12 protein-coding genes and 1 tRNA gene are annotated in these 14,644 nt (G+C 66.9%); 5 read left to right on the plus strand and 8 right to left on the minus strand.

Translation table 11 applies throughout. The annotated features are described in order from the left end of the window. Positions 1 to 1,039, plus strand: a 1,039-nt coding sequence (locus CWS39_RS09900; RefSeq protein ID WP_102142749.1) for a tyrosine-type recombinase/integrase, incomplete at its 5' end; no start/stop codon positions are given. 89 nt (positions 1,040 to 1,128) lie between these two features. Here the strand turns inward: CWS39_RS09900 and CWS39_RS29125 are convergent. The 4 genes from CWS39_RS29125 to CWS39_RS09915 form a co-directional block, all read right to left on the minus strand. After that, positions 1,129 to 1,296, minus strand: coding sequence for a hypothetical protein (locus tag CWS39_RS29125; protein ID WP_165595652.1), 168 nt, complete (start codon positions 1,294 to 1,296; stop codon positions 1,129 to 1,131). A gap of 258 nt (positions 1,297 to 1,554) precedes the next feature. After that, positions 1,555 to 1,631, minus strand: a tRNA-Met gene (locus CWS39_RS09905). Between the two features lie 88 nt (positions 1,632 to 1,719). Further along, entirely contained in the window at positions 1,720 to 4,725 is a 3,006-nt protein-coding gene (locus CWS39_RS09910; RefSeq protein WP_102142750.1) for a UPF0182 family protein, read from the minus strand. A gap of 80 nt (positions 4,726 to 4,805) precedes the next feature. After that, entirely contained in the window at positions 4,806 to 5,828 is a 1,023-nt protein-coding gene (locus CWS39_RS09915) for a YlbL family protein (protein ID WP_199178031.1), read from the minus strand. A 193-nt stretch (positions 5,829 to 6,021) separates the two neighbouring features. Between CWS39_RS09915 and CWS39_RS09920 the strand changes: the two genes are divergently transcribed. The 3 genes from CWS39_RS09920 (at position 6,022) to CWS39_RS09930 (ending at position 9,657) form a co-directional block, all read left to right on the plus strand. After that, positions 6,022 to 7,365 (plus strand): zinc-dependent metalloprotease, encoded by a 1,344-nt coding sequence (locus tag CWS39_RS09920; RefSeq protein WP_199178032.1) that lies wholly within the window; start codon positions 6,022 to 6,024, stop codon positions 7,363 to 7,365. 69 nt (positions 7,366 to 7,434) lie between these two features. After that, positions 7,435 to 8,274 (plus strand): cyclodehydratase, encoded by an 840-nt coding sequence (locus CWS39_RS09925; protein WP_102142753.1) that lies wholly within the window; start codon positions 7,435 to 7,437, stop codon positions 8,272 to 8,274. Between the two features lie 42 nt (positions 8,275 to 8,316). Continuing rightward, entirely contained in the window at positions 8,317 to 9,657 is a 1,341-nt protein-coding gene (locus CWS39_RS09930; RefSeq protein ID WP_102142754.1) for a macrolide-binding ATPase MABP-1, read from the plus strand. A 90-nt stretch (positions 9,658 to 9,747) separates the two neighbouring features. Here the strand turns inward: CWS39_RS09930 and CWS39_RS09935 are convergent, their stop codons facing one another. The 3 genes from CWS39_RS09935 to CWS39_RS09945 all read right to left on the minus strand — a co-directional run bounded on the left by CWS39_RS09935 (position 9,748) and on the right by CWS39_RS09945 (position 12,611). Next, positions 9,748 to 10,029 (minus strand): WhiB family transcriptional regulator, encoded by a 282-nt coding sequence (locus CWS39_RS09935; RefSeq protein ID WP_102142755.1) that lies wholly within the window; start codon positions 10,027 to 10,029, stop codon positions 9,748 to 9,750. Between the two features lie 145 nt (positions 10,030 to 10,174). After that, positions 10,175 to 10,384 carry a hypothetical protein gene (locus CWS39_RS09940; protein ID WP_102142756.1) on the minus strand — a complete coding sequence of 70 codons (210 nt, stop codon included), beginning with the start codon at positions 10,382 to 10,384 and terminating at the stop codon, positions 10,175 to 10,177. 112 nt (positions 10,385 to 10,496) lie between these two features. Then, on the minus strand, positions 10,497 to 12,611 hold the full coding sequence (locus CWS39_RS09945; protein ID WP_233213432.1) for an ATP-dependent DNA helicase UvrD2: 2,115 nt from the start codon (positions 12,609 to 12,611) through the stop codon (positions 10,497 to 10,499). Between the two features lie 96 nt (positions 12,612 to 12,707). On the opposite strand from CWS39_RS09945, the gene CWS39_RS09950 reads away from it, so the two are divergent. Further along, the gene (locus CWS39_RS09950) at positions 12,708 to 13,862 is read left to right on the plus strand and encodes an FIST signal transduction protein (RefSeq protein WP_102142757.1); all 1,155 of its coding nucleotides are present in this window, start codon (positions 12,708 to 12,710) and stop codon (positions 13,860 to 13,862) included. On the opposite strand, the gene CWS39_RS09955 is transcribed toward CWS39_RS09950, so the two are convergent. After that, positions 13,859 to 14,602, minus strand: a complete 744-nt coding sequence (locus CWS39_RS09955) for an SDR family oxidoreductase (RefSeq protein ID WP_102142758.1) — start codon at positions 14,600 to 14,602, stop codon at positions 13,859 to 13,861. The two genes, CWS39_RS09950 and CWS39_RS09955, sit on opposite strands and share 4 nt — an antisense overlap. Positions 14,603 to 14,644 lie beyond the last annotated feature (42 nt).

The following is a 14,644-nucleotide window of genomic DNA, read 5'->3' on the forward strand; positions in this document are numbered from 1 at the left end:
ACCGCGCAACGGTGCCTCATTCAGGTTGACAGGTTCCGATGAGCCACAGCTCCTGAAGCTCTACGCGAAACTACTTTCTGAGGGCCGGATCAAGCAGGACCGCAACTACGCGATGTATCACTACTGGCGTAGCCAGACGGTCGACGGGTCGACACCGAGTCCGCGCGAAGTGGCTAAGGCGTGTGATACAACGATTCACGCTGCCCGGGCTGCAGTACGCCGGTACAACGCCGGCATCGCTCCGAAGCAGATGCATCCGGGGCTGGCCCCGAAGACCGTGCGGAACATACATGCAATGATCCACCGTGCACTTGTCGATGCCGTCGCGTGGAGGTACACGTCGCATAATGCGGCGGCTAATGTAAAGCCGCCTAAACGTCCCCGTGCGCGGCGAACAGTGTGGAACCCCGAGCAAATACGGACGTTTCTGCAGACGGCAAGTCACGACCGCTTCGCTGCCCTTTTCCTGCTTGAGCTCACCACTGGAATACGACGCGGCCAGATCTGCGGCCTCAGGTGGCACGACGTCGACCTGGACGCGCGCGAGATCACTGTGCATGACAATCGGGTCGTAGTTGGCGGCCACGCGAGGGACAAAGCCGGCGGCAAGACGCACAATGCCGATCAAACGATCGCGATAGATCGGACTACTGCTGCGGCACTCCAAAAATGGCGACAATTGCAGGATGAAGAGCGGGCATTTTTCGGAAGCGACTACCACCCCGGAAACTACGTCTTTACCTTCCAGGATGGTCGACCGCCGCATCCCGACTCCATCCGTCAACGGTTTGACCGCTTGGCGGCTGCCACCGGCCTAGAGCGGATTACCTTCCACGACTTGCGGCATTCGTACGCGACGGCCGCGTTGAAGGCTGGCGTCAACCCAAAAACTGTGAGCGAGCGTATCGGGCATGCCGACGTCGGGTTCTTCTTGCAGACGTATGCCCACGTATTAAAGAACGACGACAGAGACGCCGCTGAACAGGCAGCGATGTTCGTGATCGGCGATGGCTACCGCTCGTCAACGGGAGTGGACTAAATGACACCTCGATACGGCGAAGTCGCGGAACTATAGAGCTGCCACAGCCGAGTACCAGACTCCAGCCGGTTGTGGTCAACGGCAGAAAGCTAGCTTTCACAGCGGCTGGCGTAAGTGTCGCGCACCGCGCGTCTCTCTGCGTTGGTGTCCTGGGTGTTGAACGCGGGGGCCAGCTGGGCGTATGCGGTGTCGAGGAGATCTTCGTCGATCGCCTGCGAGGCTACCTGTGGGGACCGGCTGGGAGTAGGCGTCGGCATGGGTCTAACGATAGGCCGCTTCGGATTCTGCTAAAAATTTGTTGGCGTGCGGTTGGTGCGCTCATAGCCGGGTGCATTTGGCGCTCTTGATGAGCACGCGGCGGATCTCTTCTCGGCTGGCAGCGATCCGGGCCCCGCGCGGCGTCGGTGTACACCACCGGTCGCGGCGTCTGGTCGTCAGGAGGTGCTACGTTCACAAACGCGTTCACAAACCGAATGAAAACGGCCCCCGGAGTGTCCTCCGAGGGCCGTTTTACCTGGTAGCGGGGACAGGATTCGAACCTGCGACCTCTGGGTTATGAGCCCAGCGAGCTACCGAGCTGCTCCACCCCGCGACGGGTAAACGCAAGGTTACCGGTGCCGCCGGTGCGCCGCCAAATCGCGTGCTCAGCGGCCGCGAGCGTGCGGCGTGTCGACCCGCGGCTACCGCGCGTTCTGGTACTTGTTCATCGCGTCGTCAAGCCGCTGCAGCGCTTCACCGTATTGGGCGAAGTTGCCGCTCTGCTGCGCCTGGCGCACCGCATCCAACGCCGAGTTGACCTCTTGCAGCGCTGCGGCTTTCGCCCCCGACAGCTGCGTGGTACCCGGAATGCCGGCCGCCGGTGCCGGCACTTCGGGTGCGCGGCCGGCCTGATTCGCCGGCGGCGCCTCGGCGGGCTCACCGTCGGCGGCGGGCGGCGCCGCAGCCGGCTGCGAACCGTCCGGCGTCGGGGCAATCCGCGCGGCCGACGCGCCGGCACCGGCGCCGAACAACTCGTCGAGCGCATCGCGCACCGTCGGGCCGTAGCCGACCCTGTCGTTGTAGAGCATCGCCACCCGGATCAACCGCGGATAGGACGACGCCGCGTCACTGGCGCCCGGCGACGCGTACACCGGTGCGACATAGAGCAGCCCACCCTGGGCCACCGGCAGTGTGAGCAGATTGCCCCACCGGATCCGGTTCTGGTTGTCGCGCCCGATCACACCGAGGTCCTGCGACACCGCGGTGTCGGTGCTGATCGCGTTGAACGCCAACTTCGGGCCGTTGACCTGACCCGGAATGGTCAGCACCGTGATCTTGCCGTACGACTCGGGGTCGGAACTGGCGCTGATGTAAGCCGCCAGGAAGTCGCGGCGGAACCGGTTCATCGCGCTGGTCAGCTGGAATGCCGCCGAATTGTCATTGGACGCAAGGTCTCTCGCGACGATGTAGTACGGCGGCTGGTAGCTGCTGGCCGTCGGGTTGGGATCCAGCGGCACATCCCAGAAGTCCGACGTGGAGAAGAACGTCACCGGGTCGTCGACGTGGTACTTGGCCAGCAGTGCCCGTTGCACCTTGAACAAGTCCTCCGGGTAGCGCAGATGCGACTGCAGCTCCGGGGAGATCTCGCTCTTGGGCTTCACGGTGCCCGGGAACACCTTCATCCACGCCTGCAGCACCGGATCGGCCTCGTCCTGGGCGTAGAGGGTCACCGTGCCGTCGTAGGCGTCCACGGTGGCCTTGACCGAGTTGCGGATGTAGGACACCTGCTTGTCGGGCTGAAGCCGGTTGAGCGCCACCTCAGTGGAATCGGCGGTTGCCGACGACAGCGTCGTCAACTCCGAGTACGGATAGTGGTCGAGCGTGGTGTAGCCGTCGACGATCCACACCATCCGCTTGTTGACGATGGCCGGGTAGACACTGGTGTCGGTGGTCAGCCACGGCGCCACGGCTTCCACCCGCTCGGCGGGGTCGCGGTTGAACAGGATCTTGCTGTTGGAGCCGATGACGTTGGAGAACAAGAAGTTTCGTTCGGCGAACTTGGCGGCGAACACGCTGCGGGCCAGCCAGTTGCCCACCGGCACACCGCCGGTGCCGGTGTAGGTGTAGTTCTTGGTCTCGGTGTTGGTCTCGTAGTCGTACTCACGGTCGGCGCCGTTGCGCCCGACGATCGCGTAGTCGGCCGCCGTGTTGGCGATGACCGGGCCGAAGTAGATGCGCGGCTGGTCCAGCGGCGCCGGGCCTTGCGACACCACACTGCCGTTGGCACCCACCACGTTGACGAGGAACTCGGGATAACCACCATTTTGGTTGGGGTCGTTGGCGATTCCGCGCACAGTGTTGGCGGGCGAGGCGATGAACCCGTTGCCGTGCGTATACACGGTGTGGCGGTTGATCCAGTCGCGCTGGTTGTCGATCAACCGGTCCGGGTTGAGCTCGCGCGCCGCCACCACGTAGTCGCGCAGCTGACCGTCCGGGCCCCTATAACGGTCGATCGACAGCTGGTCGGGGAAGTAGTAGAAGTTCTTGCCCTGCTGGAACTGCGTGAACGCCGGGCTGACGATGGTGGGATCGAGCAGCCGGATGTTGGAGATCGTGGCCCGGTCGGCCGCCACCTCCTGCGGGCTCGTCGGCGCGTCCCCGCCGTAGGGGCGATAGGACACCACGTCATCGGTGAGGCCGTAAGCCTGGCGCGTCGCGGTGATACTGCGGCTGATGTATTCGCTTTCCTTCTGCGCGGCATTGGGTTTCACGCTGATCTGCTCGACCACCAGCGGCCAGCCCGCGCCCACGATCAGCGACGACAGCAGCAGCAGCACCACGCCGATCGCCGGGATCCGCAAGTCGCGCAACACAATCGCGGAGAACACCGCGACTGCACAGATCAGCGCGATCGCCAGCAGGATGAGTTTGGCCGGCAGCACGGCGTTGATGTCGGTGTAACCGGCACCCGTGAACGGCTTGCCCGCGCGGGTGTGGCTGAGCAACTCGTAGCGGTCCAGCCAGTACGCGGCCGCTTTGAGGAGCACCAGGACCCCGACCAGTGTGATCAATTGGATGCGCGCCGAGCGGGTCAGCGCGCCGGTGCGACCCGTCAGCCGGATACCGCCAAAGAGGTAGTGCCCGAGCAGGTTTGCGACGAACGCCAAGAATGTCGCCACGAACAAGAAGCTCAACACCAGGCGGTAGAACGGCAGATCGAAGGCGTAGAAACCCATGTCCAGACCGAACTGCGGGTCGGTGACGCCGAAGCTGCCGCCGTGCAGGAACAGCTGGATGCGCACCCAGTAGCTCTGCGCGACGATGCCGGCGAGCACGCCGATGAACGCGGGGATGCCGATGCCGAACAACCGCAGCCGCGTCATCACCGTGGTGCGATAGCGCGCCACCGGATCGTTGGGGCCGTTGGTCGGCACGAACACCGGACGGGTGCGGTAGGCCAGCGCCAGCCCGGCGAACACGATCGCCCCGATGGCCAGCGCCACTACCAAGAACACGATGAGGCGGGTGACCAGCACGGTGGTGAATACCGAGCGATAGCCCAACTCCCCAAACCACAACCAGTCGACGTAGCCGTCGATCAGCCGCGGACCGATCAGCAGCAGCAGCACCGCGGCCACCGCAATCCCGATCAAAATCCGGCTACGTCGCGTCAGCTTCGGCATCCTCGCCGCGGGCCGCATAGCCACTCTCGTTAACTCCAGTCTCGGGTCCGGGACGTCGCCTGTCGACGTGCCACAACTCTACGCATCCACAGCGGGTCGGCGGGTCAGCAGCGGGGAGGTTCACCGCCGGCGGACAACGTGTTCAACGCGTCCACCGCCTGCTCGAGGTTTTCCACCTTCACCAGCTCCACCCCGTCCTCGTCGGCGGAGCGGGCTTCGGCGCAGTTGTCCGCCGGCACCAGGAACACGGTGGCGCCCGCCTCAGAGGCGGCCAGGATCTTGTGGGTGATACCGCCGATCGAGCCGACCTTGCCCTCTGGGGTGATGGTGCCGGTGCCGGCGATGAACTTCTCGCCGCCCAGATCTCCGGTGGTGAGTTTGTCGATGACGGCCAGGCTGAACACCAGACCGGCCGACGGCCCGCCGATGTTGGCGAGGTTGAAGTCGATCGTGAACGGTGCCCACGGCGCATCCCGCACACCCACACCGAGGTAGCCGTATTCGCGGTCCTCGTTGGCGCCCAGCGTCACGGTGGCCACCCCGGGCGGCGCGTTCTTGCGACGGAAGTCGATGACGATGTCGTCGCCGGGTTTGGTGTTCTTCAGCAGCGCAGTGAACTCGTCGATGTTCGCTACGGGCTTACCGTTGACGGCGTCGATCGCATCGCCTTCCTCCAGCTTGCCCGCCGACGGCCCGGGATCATTGACGGTCTCGACGGTGACCGCCTTCGGGTATTTCAGGTAGGCCAGCGCCGCGTATTCGGCGGTGTCCTCGGAGCGCTTGAAATCAGTGGTGTTGGCTTCGTCGATCTCGTCCTTGGACTTGTCGGGGGGGTACACCAGATCGCGGGGAACCAGCTGTTCACGGCCCGACATCCACAGCGTCAGCGCCTGGCCGAGCGTGAGCCCGTCGCGCTGCGACACCGTCGTCATGTTCAGGTGCCCGGTCGTCGGGTGCACCTCGGTGCCCTCGATGTCGACAACCTCCTTGCCGTCGACCTCGCCGAGGGTGTTGAACGTCGGGCCGGGGCCCAGCGACACGTACGGCACCGTCACCAACGAAAGCAGCACGCCGAACGCGACAATCGGCACCAGCGCGACCAGCAGCGTCAAAACCCGCCTGTTCACGCCGCCCACAGTAAAGGTTCACGCGCAGAAGTCCCGGCGGCGGCATCGGTGACGGCGCCATGACCACCGAATTCTGTGCGGGGGCTGGGCAAACGCGCGATCAACGACCCTGCCGCAGAAATCGGCGCACCGCGCGTTCTCTCGGAGCGTTTCGCCAAGAGCGTGACCCGCGCGACCGCGGCAGCAACCGGTGATGAGTACCGTTGACGGTATGCCTGACGTGCCGTTCGGCTTCTCCGCCGGCGACGACCCCGAGCGCGACAAGCCCAAAAAGGACCCCGATGCGGGGGCCGGCTCCGGCGACCCGTTCGGCGCCGGGTTCGACATGAGCGACCTCGGGCAGATCTTCACCCGCCTAGGGGAGATGTTCAGCGGCGCCGGCAACGTGATGGCGTCGGGCAAGCAATCCGGCCCGGTGAACTACGACCTTGCCCGGCAGTTGGCCTCCAGTTCGATCGGTTTCGTGGCGCCGGTGCCGGAGACGACCAGTCGGGCGATCGCCGACGCGGTGCATCTGGCCGAGACCTGGCTGGACGGCGTGACCGCGCTGCCCGCGGGCACCACCAAGTCCGCGGCGTGGACCCCCAACGACTGGATCGACAACACGCTGGAGACCTGGAAGCGGCTGTGTGATCCGGTGGCCGAACAGATTTCGACCGTCTGGGCATCGGCCCTGCCCGAGGAAGCCCGCAGCATGGCCGGCCCACTGCTGGCGATGATGTCGCAGATGGGTGGCATGGCGTTCGGCTCGCAGCTGGGCCAGGCGCTGGGCAAGCTGTCGCGAGAAGTGTTGACCTCCACCGACATTGGGTTGCCGTTGGGACCCAAGGGAATTGCCGCGTTGATGCCGGATGCGGTCGAGGCGCTCTCTGAGGGGCTCGAGCAGCCGCGCAGTGAGATCCTTACGTTTCTGGCCGCCCGCGAAGCCGCGCACCATCGACTGTTCAGCCACGTGCCGTGGTTGGCCAGCCAACTGCTCAACGCCGTCGAGGCGTTCGCCCGCGGCATGAAGATCGACATGACCGGCATCGAGGATTTCGCGCGCGGCTTCAATCCCGCGTCACTGAGCGATCCGTCGGAGATGGAGCAGTTGCTGAACCAGGGCATCTTCGAGCCCAAGGCCACCCCCGAGCAAGTAGCCGCGCTGGAGCGGTTGGAGACGCTGCTGGCGCTCATCGAAGGGTGGGTGCAGACGGTCGTCACGGCCGCGCTGGGCGATCGGATACCGGCGACGGCGGCGCTGTCGGAGATGCTGCGCCGCCGACGCGCCACCGGCGGCCCCGCCGAGCAGACGTTCGCGACGCTGGTGGGCCTGGAGTTGCGGCCGCGCAAAATGCGTGAGGCCGCGGTGTTGTGGGAGCGGCTGACGCAGGCGGTCGGGGCCGACGCGCGCGACCGGGTCTGGCAGCATCCGGATCTGCTGCCTGCTGCGGAGGATCTCGACGACCCCGCGGGATTCATCGACCGGGTGATCGGCGGGGATACCAGCGGCATCGACGAGGCCATCGCGGACCTGGAAAACGGCCCGGACGAGTGATTTCGGCGCGGCCCGCAAGGCTGTGGATAACTTCGGCGGGCGGTGGCGCGGTCGTGGCAGAGTCAGCCCATGTACGCGCTCACCGCGGCGATGCCGGTGTTGCTGAGGCCCGACGGCACGGTCCAGGTGGGATGGGACCCGCGACGGGCGGTGCTGGTCCAGCCGCCCGCCGGCATGACGGCCAGCGGCCTGGCTGAACTCCTGCGCGCCCTGCAATCCGGGATGTCGATGGCCGACGTGCAGGCCGAGGCGGCGCGGCGAGGCGCCGTCGACGCCTCCGCGATGGTCGAGTTGGTCGAGTCGCTCATCGACTCAGGGGTGGCAAAGCCTGCCGAGCGTGTCGACACGCGCACGGCGTCGATCAGAATCCACGGGCGCGGGCCGCTGTCGGATCTGCTGACCAACGCGCTGCGCTGCTCGGGCGCCCGAGTCGCCCGCAGCAGCCAGCGGCACGCGGGGGTCACGCCGGACAGCACCGACCTGGTGGTGCTGACGGACTATCTGGTCGCCGATCCGCACGTGGTCCGCGAGTTGCACCTCGCCGGTGTGCCGCACCTGCCGGTACGGGTGCGCGACGGCACCGGCCTGGTTGGCCCACTGGTGATTCCCGGTATGACCAGTTGCCTGGGCTGCGCAGACCTGCACCGCAGCGACCGCGACGCGGCCTGGCCGGCCGTGTCAGCGCAACTGCGCGGCAGGGTCGGCACCGCCGACCGGGCCACGGTGCTGGCCACCGCGGCGTTGGCGCTCAACCAGGTCGACCGGGTGATCCGCGCGGTGCGTGACTCCGGCGATCCGCGCCGCTGCTCGGAGCCGCCGCCCGCGCTGGACACCACGTTGGAGTTTGACGTCAACGCCGGCTCGATCATCGCGCGCCGATGGTCCAAGCACCCGCACTGCCCGTGTTGAAAACGTTTGTTGCCAGTTCGTTGCGGGGCGTTCAGCGCCGTCATGGATGATGGTCTGGTGTCTGACATCAAACGCGGGCGCGCGGCCCGCAATGCGAAGCTGGCCAGCCTTCCCGTGGGCATGGCCGGCCGGGCCGCGCTGGGATTCGGCAAACGGCTGACCGGCAAGTCAAAAGACGAGGTCAACGCCGAACTGATGGACAAGGCCGCCAACCAGTTGTTCACCGTGCTGGGCGAACTCAAGGGCGGCGCGATGAAGGTGGGGCAGGCGCTGTCGGTGATGGAGGCCGCCATCCCCGAGCAGTACGGCAAGCCCTACCGCGAGGCGTTGACCAAGCTGCAGCGCGAGGCACCGCCGTTGCCCGCCGCCAAGGTGCACCGCGTGCTCGACGCCCAACTGGGCACCAAATGGCGCGAGCGGTTCGCGTCCTTCGACGACACTCCGGTGGCCTCGGCCAGCATCGGCCAGGTGCACAAGGCGGTCTGGTCCGACGGCCGTGAGGTGGCCGTCAAGATCCAATACCCCGGCGCTGACGAGGCCCTGCGCGCCGACCTGAAAACCATGCAGCGCATGGTGAGCGTGCTCAAACAGCTCTCCCCCGGCGCCGATGTCCAGGGCGTCGTCGACGAGCTGATCGAACGCACCGAGATGGAGCTGGACTACCGGCTGGAGGCCGACAACCAGCGCGCCTTCGCCAAAGCGTATGAAGGCCATCCGCGTTTCGTGGTACCGCACATCGTGGCAAGCGCCCCGAAAGTGGTGATCCAGGAATGGATCGAAGGCATCCCGATGTCGGTGATCATCCGCGAGGGCACCCCCGAACAGCGGGATCTCATGGGGGCCAGGCTCTTTGAGCTCACCTACGATGCGCCGCGCCGGCTGGAGATGATGCACGGTGATGCTCATCCCGGCAATTTCATGCTGCTGCCCGACGGCAAGATGGGCGTCATCGACTTCGGCGCCGTCGCCCCGCTGCCCGGCGGCATTCCCGTAGAGATCGGTCTGGCGACGCGATACGCCCTCAACGACGACTACGACAATCTGCTGAAGACCATGCAGAAGATCGGCTTCGTCCAGAAGGGCGAGCAGGTGTCCAAGCGCGAAATGGACGACATGATGCGGCAATACGTCGAACCGCTCCAGGTCGAGGTCTTCCACTACACGCGCAAATGGCTGCAGAAGATCACCACCAGAAACTTGACGCCGGACCGCGCGCCGGGCCAGATCAAGGCGGCCCGGCAGATGGATGTCCCGGCCAAGCTGGCGATTCCGCTGCGGGTGATCGCCTCCAACGTCGCGATCGCCTGCCAGCTCGACGCGCACGTTCCGGCCAGAGCGCTTGCCGCAGAGCTCATTCCGGGCTTCGCCGAAGAAGCCGCCTAGCACGGGCCGCGGTACGCCGAGACTGCGCAGAGATCGAGATTTCCCGCGATTTCACGATCTGTACGCAGTCTCGACGACCAATATCGACCACTACGCCGCCGCCGGGTTTTCCTGCGGGTTCTTGCGGGGACGGCCTCGCGGACGCTTACGCGCCACGATGGTGCCGCGCTCGATGATCTCGCCGCCCCAAACGCCCCACGGCTCCTGCCGTTCCAGCGCTGCGGCCAGGCACTCTTGGCGGATCGGGCACTCCGCGCACAGCGCCTTGGCGCGTTCGAGATCGACAGGACTCTCGGCGAACCACAGGTCCGGATCGCCGACATGGCAGGGCACCGACAGCTTCGTTCTTTCCCGGCATGCCCGGACTGACATGACTTTTTCCTCTGCTTCCTGGTCGTAGTTGCTTGTCAGCGTCTTTGGTGGATCTGCGACCAGTGCTTCGGAGTGTCCGAAAAACTATGGCCACGGATCCGGCGACTTCGGGTCCGTGGCCATTCGGCTTCTGTTGGGGCGCTACCTAAGTGAGGCCCCTCACGGACGCGACAGTCGCGGTACGGCGCTTGCGCTGCGGCGCAATGGCAGCGGCGGGCGCCCAACCAGCGGCGGCGGGTGCCGGGAACGCGGGATGCGCCGCGGCGATGACCGCTGCGGCGGTGTGGAGGGTCCGCGACATGCCGGCAACGCCAGCCAGAACGGCTACGCCGGTGAACGCGTTGATACCTGCCATGATCTCGGCACCCTCCTTTCGATGAGAATTCACAGACTGTGCGGTCTCGAGGCTAGAGCTTAACAGGTGCGGCCCACAAGCGATTTTCTGACCAGCGGTTTTGGCACGATCTTTACGACGTCTGGCGGTCTTTGACCATCGCCAGCACGTCGGAACCGAACTGTTCGAGCTTGCGTGCGCCGATGCCCGGGATGGCCACCAGCGCAGCGTCGTCGGTGGGCAGCGACTCAGCGATCGCGATCAAGGTGTTGTCGGTGAACACCACATACGCCGGCACGCTCATCTCCTTGGATACCCGCAGCCGCCAGTCCTTGAGCTGCGCCAGCAGCTCCTCGTCGATGTCGGACGGGCAGGTTTCGCAGCGGCGCAACATGATTGCCGCCGGTGTCGTCAAATTGCCGTTGCAGACCCGACACCGCGGGGTGGGTCCGCGCGGTCGCCGCGGCCGGCTGGGCGCGTTGTCGGCCGACGCCTGCGGGGCAATACCGTTCAGGAACCGCGAGGGGCGGCGACTCTGCCGTCCACCGGGCGTCCGCGCCAACGCCCAGCTGAGCGCGAGATGCGTTCTGGCCCTGGTGATTCCGACATAGAGCAGGCGACGTTCTTCCTCGACGGCCTCGCTGTCGGGACCGTGGGCGAGCGCATGGGAGATCGGCAGTGTGCCGTCGGCGAGCCCGACCAAAAACACCGCGTCCCACTCCAGCCCTTTGGCCGCGTGCAGCGAGGCCAGCGTGACTCCCTGCACCACCGGTGGGTGACGGGCGTCGGCGCGCTGACGCAGCTCGGCGACCAGGCCTCGCAGGTCCAGCGTCGGACGAACCGCAACCTCCTCGTCGACCAGCTCCGCCAACGCGCTCAACGCCTCCCAGCGTTCGCGCGCCCGCGTGCCGGGCGGCGGTTCGGCGGACAGTCCCAGCGGCTCCAGCAGTTGCCGAACCAACGGCGGCAACTCCCCAGACACGTCGTCGCGCTCGGCTGCGCGCTGCAGCACCAACAACGCCTGACGGATCTCCTGGCGGCTGAAAAAGCCTTCACCGCCCCGAACCTGGAATGCGATTCCGGCTTCGGTGAGCGCCTCCTCGTAGACCTCCGACTGGGCGTTGATGCGGTACAGCACCGCGATTTCGGCTGGCGCAGTGCCGGATTCCATCAGTTTGTTGATGCTCTTGGCCACCGCCGCGGCTTCGGCGACCTCATCCGGGTGCTCCGAGAACGATGGCTTCGGCCCGGGATCGCGTTGCCCGACCAGGTGCAGCTTGCTGCCCGCCATCCGGCCACGCGCCGCGGCGATCACCCGGTTGGCCAACGACACCACCTGCGGCGTGGACCGGTAGTCCCGCTCGAGGCGCACCACGGCCGCATCGGGGAAGCGCCGCGAGAAGTCCAGCAGATAGCGCGGCGAGGCGCCGGTGAACGAGTAGATGGTCTGGTTGGCGTCGCCGACGACGGTCAAATCGTCGCGGTCGCCCAGCCAGGCGTTGAGAACCCGCTGCTGCAGGGGTGTGACGTCTTGGTATTCGTCGACGACGAAGCAGCGGTAGCGGTCGCGGAACTCCTGCGCCACCGCGGCGTCGTTCTCGATGGCGGCGGCGGTGTGCAGCAGCAGGTCGTCGAAATCCAGCAGCGCAACATCGCCGCGCGCCTTGAGGGTCTCGTAGTTGGCGTACACGTTGGCGACCTTCGCCGCGTCGAACGGAATGTCGCGGCCGGCCTGCGCGACCGCCTCCGGGTAGGCCTCCGGGCTGATCAAAGACGCCTTGGCCCATTCGATTTCGCCGGCGAGGTCACGGACGTCGTCGGTGCTGGCGGTGATGCCAGCCCGGTTGGCGGACTGGGCGACCACCGCGAACTTGCTGTCGAGCAACTGCCATCCGGTCTGACCGACAACGCGGGGCCAGAAGTACCGCAGTTGACGACGCGCCGCGGCGTGAAACGTCATGGCCTGCACCGAGCCGGTGCCGACTCCATCGTCGAGCGCGCGCAGCCGGCCCCGCATCTCGCCGGCCGCGCGCTGGGTGAACGTCACCGCCAGTACCTGACCGGGTGCGACGTGTCCAGAGGCCACGAGATAGGCAATGCGCCGGGTGATCGTGCGCGTCTTGCCGGTACCGGCGCCGGCCAGCACACACACCGGACCGCGGGCCGCCAGCACCGCCTCACGTTGCTCGTCGTCGAGATCGCCTATAAGCGTCTCGCGGGTCGATGAAGGGGGAGCCTCAACCGGCATGCGTCCCATCATTACAGGGCCCAGTGACAATCCCCGATGCGTCGACGGGCATGTCGGTCAGCGGCCAGATCCACATCTGCGGCGCATGATGGAGATATGCGCATCGGCGTCGGAGTGTCCACCGCGGACGACGCACGCCACGCGGCGATCACCGCCGCGGCGGACGCCTGCGATGCGCTCGCAGGTGAACCGCCGTCGCTCGCCGTCCTGTTCGCCTCCCGGCCGCACGCCGACATGGCCGGCGACATTCTCGATGCGGTGCAGAAGACGGCCGAACCGCCGAGGTTGATCGGCTGCGTCGCGCAGGCCGTGGTGGCCGGGCGTCGCGAGCTGGAGAACCACGCCGGGGTCGCGGTGTGGCTGGCCTCCGGCCTGGACGCCGAGACGTTCCAGCTGGACTTCATCCGCACCGGCACAGGCGGTCTGCTCGCCGGTTACCGGTTCGACCGGGCCGCCGACGACCTGTACCTGGTGCTGCCGGACCCGTACACGTTCCCGTCGAATCTGCTGGTCGAGCATTTGAACACCGAGCTGCCCGGGGCGACCGCGCTGGGCGGCATCGTCAGCGGTGGGCTGGCGCCGGGCGACAGCCGGTTGTTCCGTGACAGCGACGTGCTCACGTCGGGTGTCGTCGGGGTGCGTCTGCCCCGCAGCCAATGTGTGCCGATCGTGTCGCAGGGCTGCCGGCCGATCGGCTACCCCTACGTCGTCACCGGCGCCGACGGCGCATTGATCACCGAGCTGGGCGGCCGGCCGCCGCTGCAGCGGCTGCGCGAGATCGTGGCGCAGTTGGACACCGCGGAGCAGGAATTGGTCAGCCACGGCCTGCAGATCGGCATCGTCGTCGACGAGCATCTGGCGGTGCCCGATCAGGGCGACTTCATGATCCGCGGGTTGCTCGGCGTCGACCCGTCGACCGGTGCCATCCAGGTGGGTGAGGTCGTCGAGGTCGGCGCGACCGTGCAGTTCCAGGTTCGCGATGCGGTCGGGGCCGACAAGGATCTACGTCGCACGCTCGAGCGCGCGGCGGCGCAGCTGTCCGGGCGCCCGGCCGGCGCGCTGTTGTTCACCTGCAACGGGCGGGGGCGGCGAATGTTCGGCGTCGCGGACCACGATGCGTCGACCATCGCAGACCTCCTCGGCGACATCCCGCTGGCCGGTTTCTTCGCGGCCGGAGAGATCGGCCCGATCGCGGGTCGCAATGCGTTGCACGGGTTTACCGCGTCAATCGCCCTGTTCCGCGACAGCTAACGCTGCTGGGCGAGCCACTCCTCGAACGTGGTCGGCGCGATGCGGGCGCCCTCACCGGGAAGCAGCGCGTTGCCCGACATCTCCAGGCCGAAGACCGACGACCACGTCGGCACCAGCTTCACCTCGCGCCCGCGTGCGGTGAGGGTGCGGCGCGCCATGTCGACGAGGTCCTGCGGATCGGGACCGGCCACATCGCCGTAGCGGCCTTGCGGTGCGCCCGTTGCGATTTCGGCAAGGATGTCCGCGATATCCGCCGGCGCGATGGGCTGCACGAGCAGCGGAGCGATCGGGGCGACGCCGTCGTGCTCCGTCCACCCGACGACCATCTCGGCGAAATCGTGAAATTGGGTGGCGGGCACGATCGTCCAGGGCACCGGGCCGGCGGCGACCAAGCGCTCCTGCTCCCGCTTGCCGGCGTAATGCGGGTTCCCCTCGATGCCGTGGATGCCGACGATGGAGAGCAGGACGTGATGGGCGACGCCGGCCCGCTCTTCGGCGGCGAGCAGGTTGGCGGTGGCGGTGCCCAGGTACTGCACCGTGCCGTCCCGATCGCCGGGCGGCGCGTTGGTCGCGTCGACGACGGCCCCCACCCCGGTCAACGCGGCGTCGAGCCCGTCGCCGGTCGACAGGTCCACGCCCAGTGAGCGGCTGATGCGCACGACGTCGTGGCCGGCGCGGCGCAGGGCCGCAACGGTGAGCGATCCGATGTTGCCGGTTGCGCCTGCGACTGCGACTCGCATGAGGGTCCCCTTCTATCGCTTGGGAAATAGCGATGGCCTCGG

This window comes from Mycobacterium hubeiense (genome assembly GCF_002838065.1).
Lineage (GTDB): Bacteria > Actinomycetota > Actinomycetes > Mycobacteriales > Mycobacteriaceae > Mycobacterium > Mycobacterium hubeiense.

What these genes read in the sequence shown, in the direction of transcription:
- CWS39_RS29125 (WP_165595652.1), bottom strand. Translation starts at nt 1,296, where the DNA reads ATGCCGACGCCTACTCCCAGCCGGTCCCCACAGGTAGCCTCGCAGGCG.
- CWS39_RS09920 (WP_199178032.1), top strand. Translation starts at nt 6,022, where the DNA reads ATGAGTACCGTTGACGGTATGCCTGACGTGCCGTTCGGCTTCTCCGCC.
- CWS39_RS09925 (WP_102142753.1), top strand. Translation starts at nt 7,435, where the DNA reads ATGTACGCGCTCACCGCGGCGATGCCGGTGTTGCTGAGGCCCGACGGC.
- CWS39_RS09930 (WP_102142754.1), top strand. Translation starts at nt 8,317, where the DNA reads ATGGATGATGGTCTGGTGTCTGACATCAAACGCGGGCGCGCGGCCCGC.
- CWS39_RS09935 (WP_102142755.1), bottom strand. Translation starts at nt 10,029, where the DNA reads ATGTCAGTCCGGGCATGCCGGGAAAGAACGAAGCTGTCGGTGCCCTGC.
- CWS39_RS09940 (WP_102142756.1), bottom strand. Translation starts at nt 10,384, where the DNA reads ATGGCAGGTATCAACGCGTTCACCGGCGTAGCCGTTCTGGCTGGCGTT.
- CWS39_RS09945 (WP_233213432.1), bottom strand. Translation starts at nt 12,611, where the DNA reads ATGCCGGTTGAGGCTCCCCCTTCATCGACCCGCGAGACGCTTATAGGC.
- CWS39_RS09950 (WP_102142757.1), top strand. Translation starts at nt 12,708, where the DNA reads ATGCGCATCGGCGTCGGAGTGTCCACCGCGGACGACGCACGCCACGCG.
- CWS39_RS09955 (WP_102142758.1), bottom strand. Translation starts at nt 14,602, where the DNA reads ATGCGAGTCGCAGTCGCAGGCGCAACCGGCAACATCGGATCGCTCACC.